Origin of the sequence: Hyphomonas sp. CACIAM 19H1 (assembly GCF_003325995.1) — a bacterium.
Lineage (GTDB): Bacteria > Pseudomonadota > Alphaproteobacteria > Caulobacterales > Hyphomonadaceae > Hyphomonas > Hyphomonas polymorpha.
The window spans coordinates 767,296-782,895 of sequence record NZ_CP016437.1 but is presented as its reverse complement, the minus strand read 5'-3'; the positions used below and the strand labels follow the sequence as shown (position 1 = coordinate 782,895).

Here is a 15,600-nt window from a genome sequence, read left to right as displayed (position 1 = left end):
CGCCAATTGGCTGCCGGGCCGTTTGAAATCAAACAGCGTGAAACGCGCGGAACCTCAGTGATAGTTCGACAGGCGCTCGATCAGCTCGCGCGGGGGCGCGGTGTCTTCCATCAGCGAGGATTTGATCGGGCGCGGGGCGCTGAACACATGGCCCTGGCCGAAGGGGATCTCGTATTCGAGGATCTCCACCACGCTGGCTTCGTCCTCGATCTTCTCGGCGATCAGCATGATGCCATAACGCGAGAAGGCGGCGCCCACTTCATTGGCCGCCAGTTTGCGGTTGAGCGCGGTCAGCGGGCGCGGGCCCTGCGGGTCGCGCAGCTGGTCGATCAGCTGGCTGCCATTGACCTTGACGAAACGCACCCCCGCCGCCTGCAGGCGCGGCAGGTCAAGGTCGAGGCCCGTCACATGGTCGATGGAGAAGCGGAAGCCGAGCGCCGTCAGCTTGTCCATATTGGCGCGCATCGCGGGCGAGCGCTGCTCAAACCGGTCGGCCCGGATCTCGAAGATCACCGAGCCGGAAAGGTCGCGGTTTTCCATCATGAATTCCAGGAACATCGGGAAGAAGGTCGGGTCTTCCAGCGAGATCGAGGAGATGTTGCAGAACACGCCCACGCGCCGGTCCCGCTCGGCCAGGCGGCGGACGATCTGCACGCAGCGGAACAGCATGAAATTGTCGATCACGCCCATCAGGCTGGCGCGGCGGGCCGCGTCCAGAAAGTCTGCCGGGGTGATATGGCTGCCATCGGGGCGGCGCAGGCGCGTGAAGCCCTCATAGAACGTCACCCGGCGCTGGGGCAGCGACACGATCGGCTGCAGGTGCAGGTCAACCCGGCCATCCTTCAGCGCGTCGCGCACATCCCGCAGGGCGGCGTCTTCCACCGGCTGAACCCGGGCCAGCGCCGTGCTGTCGGTCAGGCGCGTCTCGAAGCTGCGGGTCAGCTTGTCGATCAGCCCTTCCAGCTGGCGCATCTCGTTGACGAGCGCATCCCGGCGTTCGCCCAGCTCGATCTTGACGGTTTCCTCGATGGCATCGGTCCGGGCCTCCACCACATTCATGCGGCGGGCCGTATCGGTCAGCTCGCGCTCGAACCCGTGAACGCGTTCCTCGGCCTGCTTAGCCGCCTTCGCGGTCAGCGAGGTGCGCACCAGTACGTGGATCTGAATGAGGACCGCCGCCAGCCCCGCCCCGCCCGCAATCGACAGCGGCAAGCCCGCCGTGGTCAGCGTGAAGAGGCCGTAGCCGGTCCCCGCGCCTGCGGCGAGATAGAGGAGGATCAAGAAAAAAGTCATCAGGTCAGCACCCGCAAACAGCCCATCAATCTTAAAAATAAGGCGAAATTAGTTAACGAATTGCTGGGAATTGTCCTGATTTGCCCCCTCCCGCAAGCCAGCCGCAATCCGTTGCAAATCAGCCACAACGGACCGTTTCCTGATGTTCTGGCTACAGAAGGCGCGTGGACACGGGGATTATCAAAGGTTAACCAGGAGCTGTTCCCGGTTGTGAACGCCCCCGGTCCGCGGCCAGTGCTGGCCGGAGCGGGGGCGATCTCGGGGGAGACTGGGGCCTTGCCCACAAGGCGAGGCCCCGTCGTTCCCGCTGGAAGGCGCCCCGGTTCACCCGATTCGCATCGTGTCAGGCTCGGGAACGATCTCGTTCTCGATATGGCCCAGCCCGTCGATCTCGATGCGTACACGGTCACCTGCCTTCAGCCATTTAGGCGGGTCGAAACCCGCGCCGACCCCTGCCGGCGTTCCGGTAAAGATCACATCCCCAGGCTCCAGCGTAAAGGCTGCGGTGAGATGTTCAATCTGCGCCGCAATATCATGGATCATGTCGCGGACATGGCCCGACTGGCGCTGCTCGCCGTTCACATAGGAGCGCACTTCCAGCCCCGGCAGGTCCTCGATTTCATCGGGCGTCACCAGCGCCGGGCCGAACGGGGCATGGGTGTCAAAGCCCTTGCCCATGATCATCGTCTGGCTCGCCTTCTGCCAGTCGCGCACCGAATAATCGCAACCGATACAAAAGCCTGCGACGATCTCCATCGCCCGCGCGCGGGGCACATGCCGGCCATGCCTGCCAATCACGGCCACCAGCTCCCCCTCATAATCGAGCTGCCCGGACACCTTGGGCAGGTGGACCGGATCATAGGGCCCGTTGACCGCCGTGGCCTGCTTGTTGAACCATTTCTGCACCTCCGGTTTGGCGGTGTTGATGAAGCTTACGCTCTCGGCGGCATGGGCAGCATAATTGACACCTATCCCCAGGATTTTTCCCGGCCGGGGCACCGGTGCCAGAAGATGCACCACGCTGAGCGCCAGCGGCGCGCCCTTCTCCTTGCCTTCCAGCGCCTCGACAAGGCTGTCGCCTGCAACCGGCACGACAGTATCGCCTTCCAGATGGCCAAACCTGACCAGCCCTTCGGCCACGAATCTCACGAGGCGCATATCGTTACTCTCCTGTCACACAAATGCCCAAAGAACCTTGCGGGGTGTTCATCTCGCGTTGTCGGCCCCTTTGGCAAGAGCTAGGGAGGGCGCGAGTAGAAGGGTAGACTAATGCAACTTGGAGTCCGCGCGCAGGAAAGTTCTCTGAGCGAAGTGTTCGCGCCCGGCGAGCGGCTGCGCATGCCTCATTACCAGCGCAGCTATTCCTGGGGCGACCGTGAAGCGCTCGATCTTCTGGCAGATCTCGTCGATGCGATGGACGCCTCCATCGCCCACTTCATCGGCGCGCTCGTCTTCGTGAATGGCGAGGAACCCGGCCATCTGGAAATCGTCGACGGCCAGCAGCGCCTGACCACGCTCACCATCCTGCTCTGCGTGCTGCGCGATCTGGAGACAGACCCCGCCCTCTCCAAGGAGCTGCACAAGCTGATCGCCGACGAGGACCGCCCGCTGCTGGGGGAAAGCGCCAACTGGCGCATCGCCCTCAACTATGATGTCGGCGCCTTCTTCCGCGATTCCATCCAGACGCCGGGCGCCACGCTGAAGCTCGACAACGAGCCTGGCGACAGCGAAAGCCAGCAGAAGATCATCGCCAATGCCGCCGCCTTCCACCGCGAACTGCGCGAGATGGCGCCCGAGCGCCGCCGGGCGCTGGCCGATGTCGTCACCGGCGGCTGCGCGCTCGTCCGCGTGGTCGTCGACAACAAGGACCAGGGGTTCAAGGTGTTCCGCGTGCTGAATACGCGCGGCAAGGAGCCGGGCGCTCACGATATCATCAAGACTGAACTGTTCCAGCGCGCAAAGTTTACGGCCGACGAGGCCAACGCCTATGCCGAGCGCTGGGCCGAGCATGAGTCCCTCCTCGGCGGCGGCGCCTTTGACGATCTTCTCCGCCAGATCCGCGCCATCCATGATCGCTCGCCCAAGGGCGACCTCTTCGCCGGCTTCCAGAAGGCGGTGCTCAACAAGATCGATCCGCGCACATTCCTTGACGACATGCTGCCAAGCTATGTCGCCGCTTTCCGCGTGGTCGAATCCGGGCAGGACCCGCTGGATATGGGCGCCCCCCAGGGCGTGCTCGACAGCATCAACCAGCTGCGCGCCCTTGAGCACAAGACCTGGCGCGCGCCCGCCATCCAGTTCATTGTCGAACGCGGCCTGACAGACCCGATGGCGCCGGACTTCTTCGCCGCTCTCGAACGCCTCTCCTACATGTCTCAGGTCATGGTGCAGGAGCGCGAAACCCGCAACAAACGTCTCGCCCGCATCACCGAAGCGGTGAAGAATGACCGGGTGCTGTTTGGCAAATCCGGCCCCCTGTCGATCAGCCGCGACGAAGCCCGCAAGCTGCGTGACCGGCTGACGACGCGCTTTGGCACCTATGGCCAGCGCCGCGCCATTGCCCTGCGCCTCTGCGCGGCCATCGCGGGCGGGCGCACCATACCGCCGGAATCCGACGCTACCGTCGAACACGTCCTGCCGCGCAACCCGCCCGAAGACAGCCACTGGATGATCACTTGGCCCGACCCGGTGAAACGGCGCGAACAGTGCGACACGCTCGGCAATTTCGTTCTGCTCACGAACAAGGTGAACCAGCAGGCAGACCGGCTGGACTACCGCGCCAAGAAGGAAATCTACTTCAATGGCGGCGGCGGGCAGGACTTTGCCCTGACGCGCGACCTGATGGAACAGGATGCCTGGACCTCAGATGTCGTCCGCCGCCGGACGGAAAAGCTCGCCGACATCCTGATGCAGGCCTGGGGCCTGGCGGGCTGAGCCGCCCTACTCCCCAATCCCTTTCTTCTGGATCTTCGCGTGAACCTCGTTCACCTGCATCAGCGCGGCTGAGCCGTAATACTTGCTGTAATCTACCGTGAAGATGCCTGCCTCAATCGTGGGGTCGCTCGCCACCCATTCCTGCGCGGTGGCAATGTCGGCTGTGTTGAGAATGAACAGGCCGCGCCGCCCGTCTTCCCCGCCCAGCGGCCCGGCCAGCACCAGTTTTCCGTCTTCGGCCAGCCGGCCCATATTCGAGAAATGCCCGGCAAACAGATCCGCCCGCTGATCCTTGTCCGTGATCGCGGCGTCCTGCGGCCCGGTCTTCAGGATTGCCAGCACATAAGACCGCATCCCCAGATCGTCCGCCCCCAGCCTTTCGGCCAGCGCCGCATCATAGGCAGGTGGCGGGGCCGTGGCCGCAGGCGTTTTCCCGGAACTTGCACAGGCAACCGGCAGCGCCAGCAAGGCCGCCGACACCAGAAATCGCAGAGCATGAAACATCGAACCCTCCCTTCAATGAGACGCGCAGTCTGCGCCTTCAAGGGTGGGTCTGGCAAGCAGAGCTGCGGGCCGCCCACGAAGGGCAAGCCCGCAGCCAGCCGGATCAGAAGCGTGCGCGGATGCCGCCGAACACGGCCCGCCGCTCCACCGGATAGTAGATCGCCGAAGCCGGCGTTGCCGTGATCACCGCGGAAATATCCCCGGCGGCCTTCTCCCCGGCGAGGTTTCGCGCGTCGAGGAAGAGGTCGATATTCCCGGTCGCCTGATAGCTGCCGGTCAGGCCCAGCAGGGTATAGCCGTCTGTGCGGGTCGTATTGTTGTAGTCCGCCCAGGCGCCCTCCGGCACCCATTCAAGATTGGGCGCAACCGTGAACCGGTCATGGCTGAAGCGCAGCTCCGCCCGGTAGACATGCTCGGGCACCACCGGCAGCGTGTTGTCCCCAAACTCGGCATCGCCGTCAAACTTGAAGTCCGAGTACTGATAGACCTGGCGCAGGGTCAGCCAGTCAGTGAACTCCAGATCCAGCCCCGCCTCAATGCCCCGGTGGATGGTCTTGTCGGCATTGAAGGTGGAGGCCGGAATATCCGGCCCGACCGTGAATTGCAGCATCTCGCCATCAATATCGGCCGAATAGAGCGACACGTCCCAGCTGGCGATCCCGGCGCGCCCCCGCGTGCCGATCTCTGCCGTCCAGGCCGTCTGCGCATCGACCGGCACGAAGCTGGCAATCTGCGCCACTTCGCTGAAGCCGGGGAACTCAGCCGAGCGGCTGTAATTGGCGTAGAGCTGGATTTCCGGGGCCAGATCATAGAGCAGGCCGAACTTCGGCGAGAACGCGTCAAAGCTGGCCGTCCCCAGAACGTCCGTGGCGGCGCCATTGTTGAAATTGAGCTGCTGTTCCCGCTCGCCTTCGGCATAGATTGCCCCGGCGATCAGGGTCAGCTGATCGGTCACGCTGTAGCGGCCTTCGGCATAGAGGTTTGCTGTCCAGGCTTCCTGATCGGCCTGAAAGGTCAGCGCGCCGCTGCGGCCATTGATGTTGACATAGCGCTTGGCGTCGGTCTCGCCTTCGCGCGCAGCCCCGCCCACGGTCAGGCCCAGCTTGCCGCTTTCCCAGTCATAGCGGGCCCACACACCCCGGTCCTGAGAGGTATAGTCCAGCACCTGGAAGATCGGATGGAACAGCTCTTTGTCATTGAGGAAAGCGCCGATGGCGAGTTCTCCCTCGCCCAGGGCAATCCGTGTCTGGTTCTGCACACGGATCGATTTGATGTCGCGAGCCTGATCGCCCACGAAATTGCCTTTCGTGGGATTGTTGAGCGCGTCGCTCAGCGTCAGCGCGCCGGGCAGTTCCTGGTCGATGTCATTGAGGCTAAGATAGAAGCGGGTGCTTACCGCGTCCGTCACCTGATAGCCCACATTGCCCTGGAAGCGCACCGAGTCGCGGCGCACATGGTCCCGGTCGCCCTGCGAGGTGTCAGCGCTCACCGCGCCCCAGGCGTCCAGCTTGCCCTTGACGGCGCCGGCCGAGACAAGCCCGCGATAGGTCTCAAAGCTGCCAACGTCGGCGCGCACATAAACGCCCGGCGCGGTCTCGCCCGTCGGCGTCACACCATTAACCGCCCCGCCCAGCGTGCCCGAGCCAAAACGCAGCGCGTTCGCCCCGCGATACACTTCCAGGTGATCGAAGAAGATCGGCTCCAGTTCCTGGAAGTCGCCATTGTCATCGGCAAGGTTGATCGGCGCCCCGTCCTGCAACAGCGTGATGCCGCGCATGTGGAAGCCCCGGCTGATGCCCGAACCGCGAATGGAGATCCGCACTTCCTGGCCATAGCGCGGCTGGGTGTAGACGCCCGGCGAGAAGCCGAGCGTATCGCGCATCGACACGAGGAAGCGGTCGGCAAACTCCTCATAGGTGATCACGTCCGTGCCGCCCGGCGTCCTGGCGGCCTGCTCCATCGCGGCGGCGGCGCGGGCGGTTGAGGTGACGAGGATCGTCTCTTCGATCTTCGGCGCGTCTTCGGTGGCTTCCTGCGCCGCGGCGGGCAGCATGGCCCCGAAGGCAAACGACAGGGCGGTCAGGCTCACGGCGGAGCCCTGTTTGAATGTAAGTTTCATGTGATTGGGTCTTCAGACAGATAAGGTCCGGGCACGCCCGGCTTTGCCACCCGGTCTCCGGGCAGCGCTCAGATCGTATCTGTCAGGGCGGGCGGCGCCCGCGCGCCCAGCGGCGGCCCGCGGGCCACCTTCACAAAGCGCACCTCGAACAGCGCAACATCCGCAGACACCGGCTGCATCACCGGCGCCTTGAAGGTCACCGCATCGGGCACCGGAACCGGCTGGCCCAGCACGCAGTCCCCGCAATCATGCGGCGGGTCGCCTTGCGTCTTCTTGCCTTCCTTTTCAGCCAGCAGCTTGGAAAGCTCCGCGCCGATGGCCACCGCGCCGGCGGTCTCTCCCGGCGTCGAACAGTAATGGGCCACGAGGTCGGGCGAACGCTCTGCCGCCGCTGCCATGGCCCAGGGCATCACCGCCTGGATCAGCAGCGCGACAACCGCCAGCAGGCGGGCCAGAGAGGCGGTGAGGGAGCGCGACATCGCCGCGCGGTCTAGCATGGCTGCCCCGTACGCAAAGTTGCGTAATCGCCGCAGAGGCGCCAGCCCTCCGGAAATTCCCTTACGGAACCCCTAGCGGTTCTGACAGGTACGCCCTAGCGTGCGCCGAGCAAAAAACTTGGAAACGACACACAAAGAGGAGCGCCCCATGAGCCTGTTCGACCTTACCGGCAAAACCGCCATCATCACCGGATCTTCGCGCGGCATCGGCCGCGCCATCGCCGAGGCGATGGCAGATCAGGGCGCCCGCGTCGTCATCTCCTCACGCAAGCCTGGCCCGTGCGAGGAAGTCGCCGCCGAGATCAACAAGAAGCATGGGGACGGCACCGCCATCGCCATCCCGGCCAACATCTCTTCCAAGGAAGAGCTGCAGGCCATGGTCGACGAGACCACCAAAAGCTTCGGCAAGATCGACATCCTCGTCTGCAACGCCGCCTCCAACCCCTATTATGGCCCGATGGCCGGCATCTCGGATGATCAGTTCACCAAGATCCTGCAGAACAACATCATCTCCAATCACTGGCTGGTGCAGATGGTCGCCCCGCAGATGCAGGCCCGCAAGGATGGCGCCATCATCATCGTCTCCTCCATCGGCGGCCTGCGCGGTACCCCGATCATCGGCGCCTACAACATTTCCAAGGCGGCCGATTTCCAGCTCGCCCGCAACCTCGCCACCGAGTTCGGCGCCGACAATATCCGCGTCAACTGCATCGCGCCGGGCCTGATCAAGACCGACTTCGCCAAGGCCCTCTGGGAAAACCCCGAAACCCTCAAACGCTCCCTCACCGGCACCCCGCTGAAGCGGATCGGCGAACCGGAAGAGATCGCCGGCGCCGCTGTCTATCTCGCCTCCAAGGCTGGCAGCTACATGACCGGCCAGATGCTCGTCGTCGACGGGGGCGCCACGGTTACCTGATGCACTACACCGCTTCGCCGGACGCACCCCCTGCGCCCGAAATCACCTTCGAGGATTTCCTGAAGGTAGACATCCGTATCGGGACGATCCTCGAGGCCGCCCCGCTGGAGGGCGCGCGCAAGCCCGCCCTCCGCCTTGTCATCGATTTCGGGCCGGGCGTAGGCCGGAAGAAAAGCTCCGCCCAGATCACAGCCCATTATGAGCCTGACGCGCTGATCGGCCGTCAGGTGGCTGCGGTGGTGAATTTCCCGCCGCGCCAGATCGGAAAGTTCATGTCAGAAGTCCTCACCCTCGGCTTTGCCGACAGCGCCGGAGAGATCGTCCTCTTCTCGCCCGACCAGCCCGTTCCCAACGGGGCCCGCCTCGCATGACCCAGCGCACGCAAATGTCCGCCCAGCAGGACGCCTTCTTCAAGCGCCTGCGCTCTGGCGAATGGGAACGGCCCCCCGGCATCCGCAATCTCGGCATCCGCCCGCAGGACTGGCTGAAGGAAGTCTCCTATGGCCACGTCTATTATGAATGGCCCAATGATGGCAGCCGCGACATCGGCCCGGACCGCGTGTTCGGCGGCTGGGTGGCTGGCCTCTCCGACCACATCGTCTCGATGACGATGGCCAGCGCGCTGGAAGAGGGCGAATGGTTCACCACCACAGAGCTGCAGACCCGCATCTTCCGCCCGGTGCCCAATGGCCTCATCAGAATCGAGGGCCGCCTCATCTCGCGCGGCAAGACCTCCGGCTTCGTCGAGGCCGACTGGCGCGACGAAAAAGGCCGCCACCTCGTCCGCGTCTCCGCCGCCAAGGCCATCCGCACGATGGAAGAGTTGAACCTGAAGCGCTGACCGCGCCCCAAATGCCCACGCTCATCCTGAGCGAAGTCGAAGGATGTGCCACACAGCGCAACGCTAGCCCCGGCTCGCCCTTCGACTTCGCTCAGGGTGAGCCGTTTGATAGGTTAATCAATCCGGTTATCTGGAACTCTGGCCAAGTTCGGCGCGTTCTGGCAGCCTGCGCCTCAAAGGAGACCGCCCCATGCTGAAGCCCCTCGCCACTCTTGCCGCGCTTGCCGCCGTATCCGCCCCCGCCGCGCTTGCCTGCAGCTGCCTGCCCTGTGACAGCCAGCCCCCGCTGCTCGAAAGCGAATACACCGCCGGCGCCTTTGTCGGCGAGCTGATGTCGGTGCGCAAGCCCGCGACCGGGAACTTCCCCGCCGAGACCGAGGGCGGCTTCGAATACCCGCCGCAGCTGGTCTACCTCTTCAAGGTCACCCGCAGCCTCAAAGGCGACATGCCAAAATACGTCATGGTGCGCAGCGCTTCCAACTCCGCCGCCTGCGGAGTAACGTTCAGTTTCGAGGGCCTCAACGCCGTGGCCGTCTCGCAGGATGAGGACGGGCGCTACCATGCCGGTTCCTGCTCGCAGATGTGCTGGGGCGCCGAACCCAACCGCAGCCTCATCACCGAGGACACGATGCAGACCTGGGCCGATCCGATGGCTCTGGAGTAGGCTCACGCCACGATCTTCGTGCTCTAATAGCGCTATCGATTTCCAATCTCGTATTCTCTCGGAAAGGCGGAGTTTACATCAAGCAGAAGGATTTTCAGCGGCTATAGCGGTGTCGTATCGCAGGCGTTTGATACGGTGAAATATCAAAGGGAATGTCAGGAACCAAAGAATAACCGCGATTGTCCACATTATCCTGCCCCCTAGCCCAGACTTATTTGTGACCAGGCGCCGTGATCTATCAATGCAAATATATAGGTAAAATATCTGCCAGAATATACCTGAGGATACGATCAGCGATTCAGAAACAATTGCGTCGAACTCGTCGTAGTTCCGATCAAAATATACTATAAACGCCGTAGACACATAGAAAAGGCAAAGGCTCATTACATCAGAACGATGGATTGGTGTGCCTCTGACTATGCTGTTCAGGAAAACAGGGAATACCGGATAAAGAGCAACCATTCCCGCCGCAAAAAATAATTCGGGGAAGTCGTTTCTCTCTGAATCGCTTGAATTCCTGAATACTATGCTCAGTATCCAGAATATCCAAAATGCGATCACGGCTATCTTGGGCCACTGATTCAAGCGCCTTAGTTCGTCCATAGCCCCCCCTGCTCCCGATATGTTCGCCTCTATCCAACTTCCCGCTGGCAGCGAATGCTGCTGGCAGATAGCCTGCAAATCAGCCCGCCTGCCCCTTGTTGAGCCGCACTTCCAGCTCGTCCAGAAGGTTGCGCACGCGCTTGGCGTTCACGCCGAGGTCTGACAATCCCACCCGGCTCACCGAGCGCACATCAATGCGCACGCCCGCGTCATCCGGCAGCACACGGATGAGAATGTCATCCTTGAAGCCATACCAGAAACTGGTCTCGGTCGCCTCGATGCGCCCCGCTTCCGGCTCGGCCAGCACGATCGTCCAGCCGCGCGCCTCCACAGCGGCCAGCGCGGCGGCATAGCCTTCTTCCGGCGTGCCCGGCGCAATCAGCGGTGCGAGCTTGGGATAGGGTGTGGCGCGCGGCGATTTCTGCTCGCCCGGCACAAACTCCGCCTCCTCCTGCACCTCGGCGACACGCCGCCCGGAAAGCCCCGGCCAGCGCGCATCGGCCTCCGCCGAAATCAGCGGGTCGTCTTCAATCGCGTTCTGCGCGCCGGTTGCTTCCCGCTCGGTCACCAGCGCGTCGCTGGGGGCGATGGGGTCAGCCCAGTCGGTCTGGATGTCGTGCAGCGGTGGCAGGCGGTCCATCTGGCCTTCATGCGCGGCCAGCCGCCCCATGGTGAGGCCGGACACCAGCAGCGCCGCCATCGCCATCATGAACGGCCGCTTGCGCGGCGCCTTCGCCAGGGCGGCAATGCCCGCCGCAAGCGACAGACCGATCACCGCCCAGACCATTGGCGGCCCGAACTGCAGCGTCAGCGTCTCCAGCCCCGTCTGCCAGCTCCAGAGCCCCGCCCGCGTGCCCAGCGCCGCCACGCCAAACCACACCACCGCGCCAATCGCTGCCAGCAGCGCCGCCCCGGCCAGTTTTCCGCGCCAGCCTGCCGGCTCATTGCCTGTGTATGGGGTGTCGCTCATGGCCGTCCTCATGCTTCGCGCGCGACCCTAGCGATTTTGCCCCGCCCCGCAATGAGGCGCGGTGTCAGGGATGGGCGCGCGGATAACCATGCCGTGTGTGCAGCAGATCGAGGATCGCCATCGGCTCGTTCACGAACTGGCGCCCGTTGAACGATGCCGCTGAGAGAAGCGCGGGCGCCCCCTCTGCCAGGACCAGAACCGGCAGCGACTGGTTGGCCTCTCCGATCAGCGCGGCGACATCGCTGCGCGGTCTTGGAAAGGCAATCCGGCGCACCTCCAGCGCAGGGCGGTGCTCCGGAAACGAAGCCAGCACCCCCTCCATCAGCGCGCAGTGCCAGCAATAGAAATCCTGTTCCGGGAATGCCGGATCCCGAAAGCCCGGCTTCAGCAGGAACAGGATATCTTTTTGCATGGCCCCTTACGCCGTCGGCAGCTTGTAGTCCTTGAACTTCTCGCGCAGGGCCAGCTTGTTGATCTTGCCGGTGGCGCCCAGCGGAATGTTCTCCACGAACTGCACATCATCCGGCGTCCACCATTTGGCGATCTTGCCTTCGAGGCTTTTGAGGATTTCTTCCTTGGTCGGATTTTCCCCGGCCGCCGGCTGCACGATCAGCAGCGGGCGCTCGTCCCATTTGGGATGGTAGATGCCGATGGCCGCGGCGTTCGCCACCTTGGGATGGCCCACGGCGATGTTCTCGATGTCGATGGAGGAAATCCATTCCCCGCCAGACTTGATCACATCCTTCGCGCGGTCGGTGATTGTCATCGTGCCGATCTCGTCGATGGTCGCCACGTCGCCCGTGTCAAACCAGCCCTCCGCATCCAGAACATGCCCGCCTGCGCCCTTGAAATATCCCGCAGCAACAGCGGCGCCGCGCACCATCAGGCGGCCAGAAGACTGCCCGTCACGCGCCACGTCCTGGCCGTCATCATCCACCAGCTTCAGCTCCACACCAAATGGCGGGCGCCCCTGTTTCAGCTTCTGCTTCATGCGCGCGTCAACCGGCGCATTCTCCAGGTGCGGTGGCAGCGCGCCGAGGGTTCCCAGCGGCGAAGTCTCGGTCATGCCCCAGGCATGCACCACATCCACCTCATACTCCTCCTCGAAGGCCCGCAGGATCTTCTCCGGAATGGCAGAGCCCCCGATCAGAACCTTCTTCAGATATGGCAGTTTCAGATTGTTCTGCTGAAGATGCGTCAGCAGCATCAGCCACACGGTCGGCACGGCAGCTGTCAGCGAAACCTTCTCCGTATCCAGAAGTTCGTAGATCGAGGCGCCGTCCATCTGCGCGCCGGGCATCACCATGTTTGCGCCCGTCGCGGGGCAGGACATCGCCAGCCCCCAGGCATTGGCATGGAACATCGGCACCACCGGCATCACCGAGTCCGACGCGCCCATGCCCATCGCATCCTTGCCCATCGTCACCAGCGTGTGCAGCACATTGGAGCGGTGGGAATAAAGCACGCCCTTGGGATTGCCCGTCGTGCCGGAGGTATAGCAGAGCCCGCAGGCGGTATCTTCCGGGAAATCGCCCCAGCGCACGCTCTTGCTGCGCCCGTCGATCCAGATGTCGAAGGCGATCGCGCCGAGCGTATTCTCCGGCATCGTGTCGGCGCCGGCATAGATCACGAAGGTCTTCACCGTCTCCAGCTTGTCCTTGATCGCCTCGACGATCGGCAGGAAGGTCTTGTCGAAGATCAGAACCTTGTCTTCGGCATGGTTGGCAATCCAGGCGATCTGCTCAGGGTGCAGGCGCGGGTTGATCGTGTGCAGCACGGCGCCAATGCCCATCGTGCCATACCAGCTGGCCATATGCCGCTCGGAGTTCCAGCCCAGCGTCGCCACCCGGTCGCCCAGGCCAATGCCTTCGTCTTTCAGCGCCGTGGAGACCTGTTTCGACATGTCATAGAGGTCGGAATAGGTGATGCGCGCGATATTGCCTTCCACGCGGCGCGTGATGATCTCGCGGTTGCCGTGCTGCAGACGCGCATGTTCGAGGATCTTGTCCACCGTCAGCGGCCAGTCCTGCATAATGCCTTTCATGTAACTCTTCCTCCGGAATAGGTTTTGTCTTCGCTGTCTCTGCGCAGGGTCGTGTCTTGTGATTTTTCAAAGCCCTGTCTATTCGGGCAGACGCGCTGACGCAAGGAAAGGACAACGCTGATGTCACGACTTCTGGTAGCGGGCCTTTCTGCCCTTCTCCTTGCCGCCTGCAGCGAGGCCCCGGCCACTGATCCGGTAGACACCCCCATCGTGATCGCGGATCCCGGCAGCGCGCCGCCGGCGATGAGCACGGCGCTGACCGCCCCGCTGCCCGATTTTTTCAACTGCCTGCGCGAGAACAATGGCGTCGTCGTCGCCGCCCATCGCGGCGGCCCGGCCATCGGCTTTCCCGAGAACGCCATTGAAACGATGCAATACGGCTTCGAGCGCGGCATCCGCGTCTTCGAGATCGACGTGGCCGAAAGCCGCGACGGCGTCCTCTTCCTCCACCATGATGACCAGTTCGGCCGCACGGTGGACGCGACCGGCTATAATTCCGACACCGACTGGGCCACCATCGCCGGCTACCGCCTGAAGGACATCGACGGCGAGGTGACGAGCTTCCACCCGCCCAAGCTGACTGACGCGCTGATCTGGGCCCGCAATACGGGCGCCATTGTCGAACTGGACCGGAAGAAGACCACCTCTTTCGCCAATATCTGGGCCGCCGTCGTCGCCGCCGGCGCCGAAGGCAACGCCATTCTGATCTCCTATTCGGATGAGGAAGCCGCCGAAATCGCCCGCGTCGCCCCCGGCGCCATGATGACCGCTTCGGCCTTTGGCGGGCGCGACATCGAACGCCTCGAAAGCCTCGGCGTCGACCGCAGCCGCGTCATCGCCTGGACCGGCACCCGCGAACCCGACCCGGCCGCCTATGCCCGCCTCCTCAAGGAAGGCGTCGAGCCCGCCTTCGGCACCCTCGGCCGCAAGGGCGAACGCCTCGACGATCAATACTGGGCCGATGACGATGGCAGCGAGTATCAGCGCCTCGTCGATGACGGCGTCGTTCTCATCGCCACGGATGAGCCCTACAAGGTCGCCGAATGGCTGACCGCCGATGACGAAGGCTGGACCTCCTGCGCGACGCCTTGAACCCCCGCCGCTACCCCTTCGCACGCCGGGCGACAAGCCAGACCCACAGGAGGACGAGCGGGGAGCCCAGTTCGATGAACATGCCGGTCAGCTGATAGCTGGTGCCGAGCCCTACGGCCTGCCAGGAAACGTAGCGGGCGAGACCGCCGATGAAGAGGGCCGCGCAGATGATCGCGGCGGTCCGGAAGTGTTTCTCGATCTGCGGGATGATGCTCCACAGCAGCAGGGTGACGATAACATACATCCCGGATAGATACCGGAACTGGTTATCCACCGCCGAAGCCACCGGCGCATGGGGCGACAGCGCAGCCGCGCCCCCCATGACGCCCATCACCGCAAAAGCCAGCGGAACAAGCGAGAAAATTCCAAGGACGATCTGCAGGCCGAGTTTCATTTTGTTTCATCCGGAGTCGATTTTGTCACATCTGGTGCCATCTCTCCATCGTTCCGCACGCATTGGCAATTCTTGACGTTTTCGGCGCGCCGGCGTATTGCGCGCCCCAAGGTTCGGGACGCCCGCCGCTCGCAAGGTTTATCGCCTCAAGGTGAAGATCCCCCCGCGCTCCCGCGCGGGATCATGACAGCAGATGAGCTTTCCTCTCCCTGCCAGTCCTGCAGCAATGCGAGCCCTGCTTCATTGAGACTGGCGGCAGAAGGAACCTCTTTATGTCTTCCCCCATCACCAATCGCGAGCAGGCGAAAGCCCGCGCCCGCGAAATCCGCGCCGAGCGCGCCCGCAGCGGCGATCCTGTTTCCCATTCCCAGGCGCTCGAACTGGTCGCCCGTGAACTGGGATACCGGGACTGGAACACCGCCTCGGCCCGGCTGTCGAACGAACCAGAAATGCCCCTGCAGGTCGGCGATCTTGTCTCGGGCCGGTATCTCAAACAGCCTTTTACGGGCCGGGTGCTCGGCGTGAAGGAGCTTTATGACGGGGCCGCGTTTGAAGTGACGATCCACTTCGACGAGGCGGTCGATGTGGTCGAGTTCGACAGCTTCTCGAACCTGCGCACGCGTGTGACGATCACCGTTTCAGCGGCCGACGTCTCGCAGGCCCGCACCAGCGATGGGGCGCCCCACATGATCGTGGAGCGGACCGGCACCGAAATCGTCTGACGGCCAG

Annotated in this window: 16 protein-coding genes; 7 read left to right on the top strand and 9 right to left on the bottom strand. The window is 63.6% G+C overall.

What is annotated here, in order from left to right:
• Nucleotides 1-54: 54 nt before the first annotated feature.
• Nucleotides 55-1,293: an EAL domain-containing protein gene (locus tag BBF93_RS03790; protein ID WP_035593562.1), complete on the bottom strand. Its 1,239-nt coding sequence runs from the start codon at nucleotides 1,291-1,293 to the stop codon at nucleotides 55-57.
• Nucleotides 1,294-1,617: 324 nt separating this feature from the next.
• Nucleotides 1,618-2,451 (bottom strand): fumarylacetoacetate hydrolase family protein, encoded by an 834-nt coding sequence (locus BBF93_RS03785; protein ID WP_114105017.1) that lies wholly within the window; start codon nucleotides 2,449-2,451, stop codon nucleotides 1,618-1,620.
• A 111-nt stretch (nucleotides 2,452-2,562) separates the two neighbouring features.
• Between BBF93_RS03785 and BBF93_RS03780 the strand changes: the two genes are divergently transcribed.
• A complete protein-coding gene (locus BBF93_RS03780) occupies nucleotides 2,563-4,227 on the top strand; it encodes a DUF262 domain-containing protein (protein ID WP_114105016.1) in 1,665 nt (554 codons plus the stop codon).
• A gap of 6 nt (nucleotides 4,228-4,233) precedes the next feature.
• On the opposite strand, the gene BBF93_RS03775 is transcribed toward BBF93_RS03780, so the two are convergent.
• The 3 genes from BBF93_RS03775 to BBF93_RS03765 all read right to left on the bottom strand — a co-directional run bounded on the left by BBF93_RS03775 (nucleotide 4,234) and on the right by BBF93_RS03765 (nucleotide 7,347).
• Entirely contained in the window at nucleotides 4,234-4,731 is a 498-nt protein-coding gene (locus BBF93_RS03775; RefSeq protein WP_114105015.1) for a YciI family protein, read from the bottom strand.
• A gap of 103 nt (nucleotides 4,732-4,834) precedes the next feature.
• A complete protein-coding gene (locus BBF93_RS03770; RefSeq protein ID WP_114105014.1) occupies nucleotides 4,835-6,850 on the bottom strand; it encodes a TonB-dependent receptor in 2,016 nt (671 codons plus the stop codon).
• Between the two features lie 68 nt (nucleotides 6,851-6,918).
• Nucleotides 6,919-7,347 (bottom strand): DUF2946 family protein, encoded by a 429-nt coding sequence (locus BBF93_RS03765; protein WP_114105013.1) that lies wholly within the window; start codon nucleotides 7,345-7,347, stop codon nucleotides 6,919-6,921.
• A 148-nt stretch (nucleotides 7,348-7,495) separates the two neighbouring features.
• On the opposite strand from BBF93_RS03765, the gene BBF93_RS03760 reads away from it, so the two are divergent.
• The 4 genes from BBF93_RS03760 (at nucleotide 7,496) to BBF93_RS03745 (ending at nucleotide 9,768) form a co-directional block, all read left to right on the top strand.
• Nucleotides 7,496-8,263, top strand: a complete 768-nt coding sequence (locus BBF93_RS03760) for an SDR family oxidoreductase (RefSeq protein WP_035593550.1) — start codon at nucleotides 7,496-7,498, stop codon at nucleotides 8,261-8,263.
• Nucleotides 8,263-8,634, top strand: a complete 372-nt coding sequence (locus BBF93_RS03755; protein WP_035593547.1) for a tRNA-binding protein — start codon at nucleotides 8,263-8,265, stop codon at nucleotides 8,632-8,634. The genes BBF93_RS03760 and BBF93_RS03755 overlap by 1 nt, the downstream gene beginning before the upstream one ends.
• Nucleotides 8,631-9,104 (top strand): PaaI family thioesterase, encoded by a 474-nt coding sequence (locus BBF93_RS03750; RefSeq protein ID WP_114105012.1) that lies wholly within the window; start codon nucleotides 8,631-8,633, stop codon nucleotides 9,102-9,104. The genes BBF93_RS03755 and BBF93_RS03750 overlap by 4 nt, the downstream gene beginning before the upstream one ends.
• Before the next feature lie 190 nt (nucleotides 9,105-9,294).
• On the top strand, nucleotides 9,295-9,768 hold the full coding sequence (locus BBF93_RS03745; protein WP_114105011.1) for a hypothetical protein: 474 nt from the start codon (nucleotides 9,295-9,297) through the stop codon (nucleotides 9,766-9,768).
• Between the two features lie 682 nt (nucleotides 9,769-10,450).
• Here the strand turns inward: BBF93_RS03745 and BBF93_RS03735 are convergent.
• The 3 genes from BBF93_RS03735 to BBF93_RS03725 form a co-directional block, all read right to left on the bottom strand.
• Complete coding sequence (locus BBF93_RS03735) at nucleotides 10,451-11,341, bottom strand: DUF1499 domain-containing protein (protein ID WP_114105009.1); 891 nt, start codon at nucleotides 11,339-11,341, stop codon at nucleotides 10,451-10,453.
• Nucleotides 11,342-11,405: 64 nt separating this feature from the next.
• Entirely contained in the window at nucleotides 11,406-11,753 is a 348-nt protein-coding gene (locus BBF93_RS03730; RefSeq protein ID WP_114105008.1) for a DUF3088 domain-containing protein, read from the bottom strand.
• Between the two features lie 6 nt (nucleotides 11,754-11,759).
• Nucleotides 11,760-13,385: a long-chain-fatty-acid--CoA ligase gene (locus BBF93_RS03725; protein ID WP_114105007.1), complete on the bottom strand. Its 1,626-nt coding sequence runs from the start codon at nucleotides 13,383-13,385 to the stop codon at nucleotides 11,760-11,762.
• Nucleotides 13,386-13,505: 120 nt separating this feature from the next.
• Between BBF93_RS03725 and BBF93_RS03720 the strand changes: the two genes are divergently transcribed.
• Nucleotides 13,506-14,477: a glycerophosphodiester phosphodiesterase family protein gene (locus BBF93_RS03720; RefSeq protein ID WP_233349261.1), complete on the top strand. Its 972-nt coding sequence runs from the start codon at nucleotides 13,506-13,508 to the stop codon at nucleotides 14,475-14,477.
• Nucleotides 14,478-14,487: 10 nt separating this feature from the next.
• On the opposite strand, the gene BBF93_RS03715 is transcribed toward BBF93_RS03720, so the two are convergent.
• Nucleotides 14,488-14,871 carry a DUF4345 domain-containing protein gene (locus BBF93_RS03715; protein WP_035593535.1) on the bottom strand — a complete coding sequence of 128 codons (384 nt, stop codon included), beginning with the start codon at nucleotides 14,869-14,871 and terminating at the stop codon, nucleotides 14,488-14,490.
• Between the two features lie 272 nt (nucleotides 14,872-15,143).
• Here BBF93_RS03715 and BBF93_RS03710 point away from each other — a divergent pair, with 272 nt between their 5' ends.
• Nucleotides 15,144-15,593: a glyoxalase superfamily protein gene (locus tag BBF93_RS03710; RefSeq protein ID WP_114105006.1), complete on the top strand. Its 450-nt coding sequence runs from the start codon at nucleotides 15,144-15,146 to the stop codon at nucleotides 15,591-15,593.
• Nucleotides 15,594-15,600 lie beyond the last annotated feature (7 nt).

What these genes read in the sequence shown, in the direction of transcription:
- BBF93_RS03790 (WP_035593562.1), bottom strand. Translation starts at nt 1,293, where the DNA reads ATGACTTTTTTCTTGATCCTCCTCTATCTCGCCGCAGGCGCGGGGACC.
- BBF93_RS03785 (WP_114105017.1), bottom strand. Translation starts at nt 2,451, where the DNA reads ATGCGCCTCGTGAGATTCGTGGCCGAAGGGCTGGTCAGGTTTGGCCAT.
- BBF93_RS03780 (WP_114105016.1), top strand. Translation starts at nt 2,563, where the DNA reads ATGCAACTTGGAGTCCGCGCGCAGGAAAGTTCTCTGAGCGAAGTGTTC.
- BBF93_RS03775 (WP_114105015.1), bottom strand. Translation starts at nt 4,731, where the DNA reads ATGTTTCATGCTCTGCGATTTCTGGTGTCGGCGGCCTTGCTGGCGCTG.
- BBF93_RS03770 (WP_114105014.1), bottom strand. Translation starts at nt 6,850, where the DNA reads ATGAAACTTACATTCAAACAGGGCTCCGCCGTGAGCCTGACCGCCCTG.
- BBF93_RS03765 (WP_114105013.1), bottom strand. Translation starts at nt 7,347, where the DNA reads ATGCTAGACCGCGCGGCGATGTCGCGCTCCCTCACCGCCTCTCTGGCC.
- BBF93_RS03760 (WP_035593550.1), top strand. Translation starts at nt 7,496, where the DNA reads ATGAGCCTGTTCGACCTTACCGGCAAAACCGCCATCATCACCGGATCT.
- BBF93_RS03755 (WP_035593547.1), top strand. Translation starts at nt 8,263, where the DNA reads ATGCACTACACCGCTTCGCCGGACGCACCCCCTGCGCCCGAAATCACC.
- BBF93_RS03750 (WP_114105012.1), top strand. Translation starts at nt 8,631, where the DNA reads ATGACCCAGCGCACGCAAATGTCCGCCCAGCAGGACGCCTTCTTCAAG.
- BBF93_RS03745 (WP_114105011.1), top strand. Translation starts at nt 9,295, where the DNA reads ATGCTGAAGCCCCTCGCCACTCTTGCCGCGCTTGCCGCCGTATCCGCC.
- BBF93_RS03735 (WP_114105009.1), bottom strand. Translation starts at nt 11,341, where the DNA reads ATGAGCGACACCCCATACACAGGCAATGAGCCGGCAGGCTGGCGCGGA.
- BBF93_RS03730 (WP_114105008.1), bottom strand. Translation starts at nt 11,753, where the DNA reads ATGCAAAAAGATATCCTGTTCCTGCTGAAGCCGGGCTTTCGGGATCCG.
- BBF93_RS03725 (WP_114105007.1), bottom strand. Translation starts at nt 13,385, where the DNA reads ATGAAAGGCATTATGCAGGACTGGCCGCTGACGGTGGACAAGATCCTC.
- BBF93_RS03720 (WP_233349261.1), top strand. Translation starts at nt 13,506, where the DNA reads ATGTCACGACTTCTGGTAGCGGGCCTTTCTGCCCTTCTCCTTGCCGCC.
- BBF93_RS03715 (WP_035593535.1), bottom strand. Translation starts at nt 14,871, where the DNA reads ATGAAACTCGGCCTGCAGATCGTCCTTGGAATTTTCTCGCTTGTTCCG.
- BBF93_RS03710 (WP_114105006.1), top strand. Translation starts at nt 15,144, where the DNA reads ATGTCTTCCCCCATCACCAATCGCGAGCAGGCGAAAGCCCGCGCCCGC.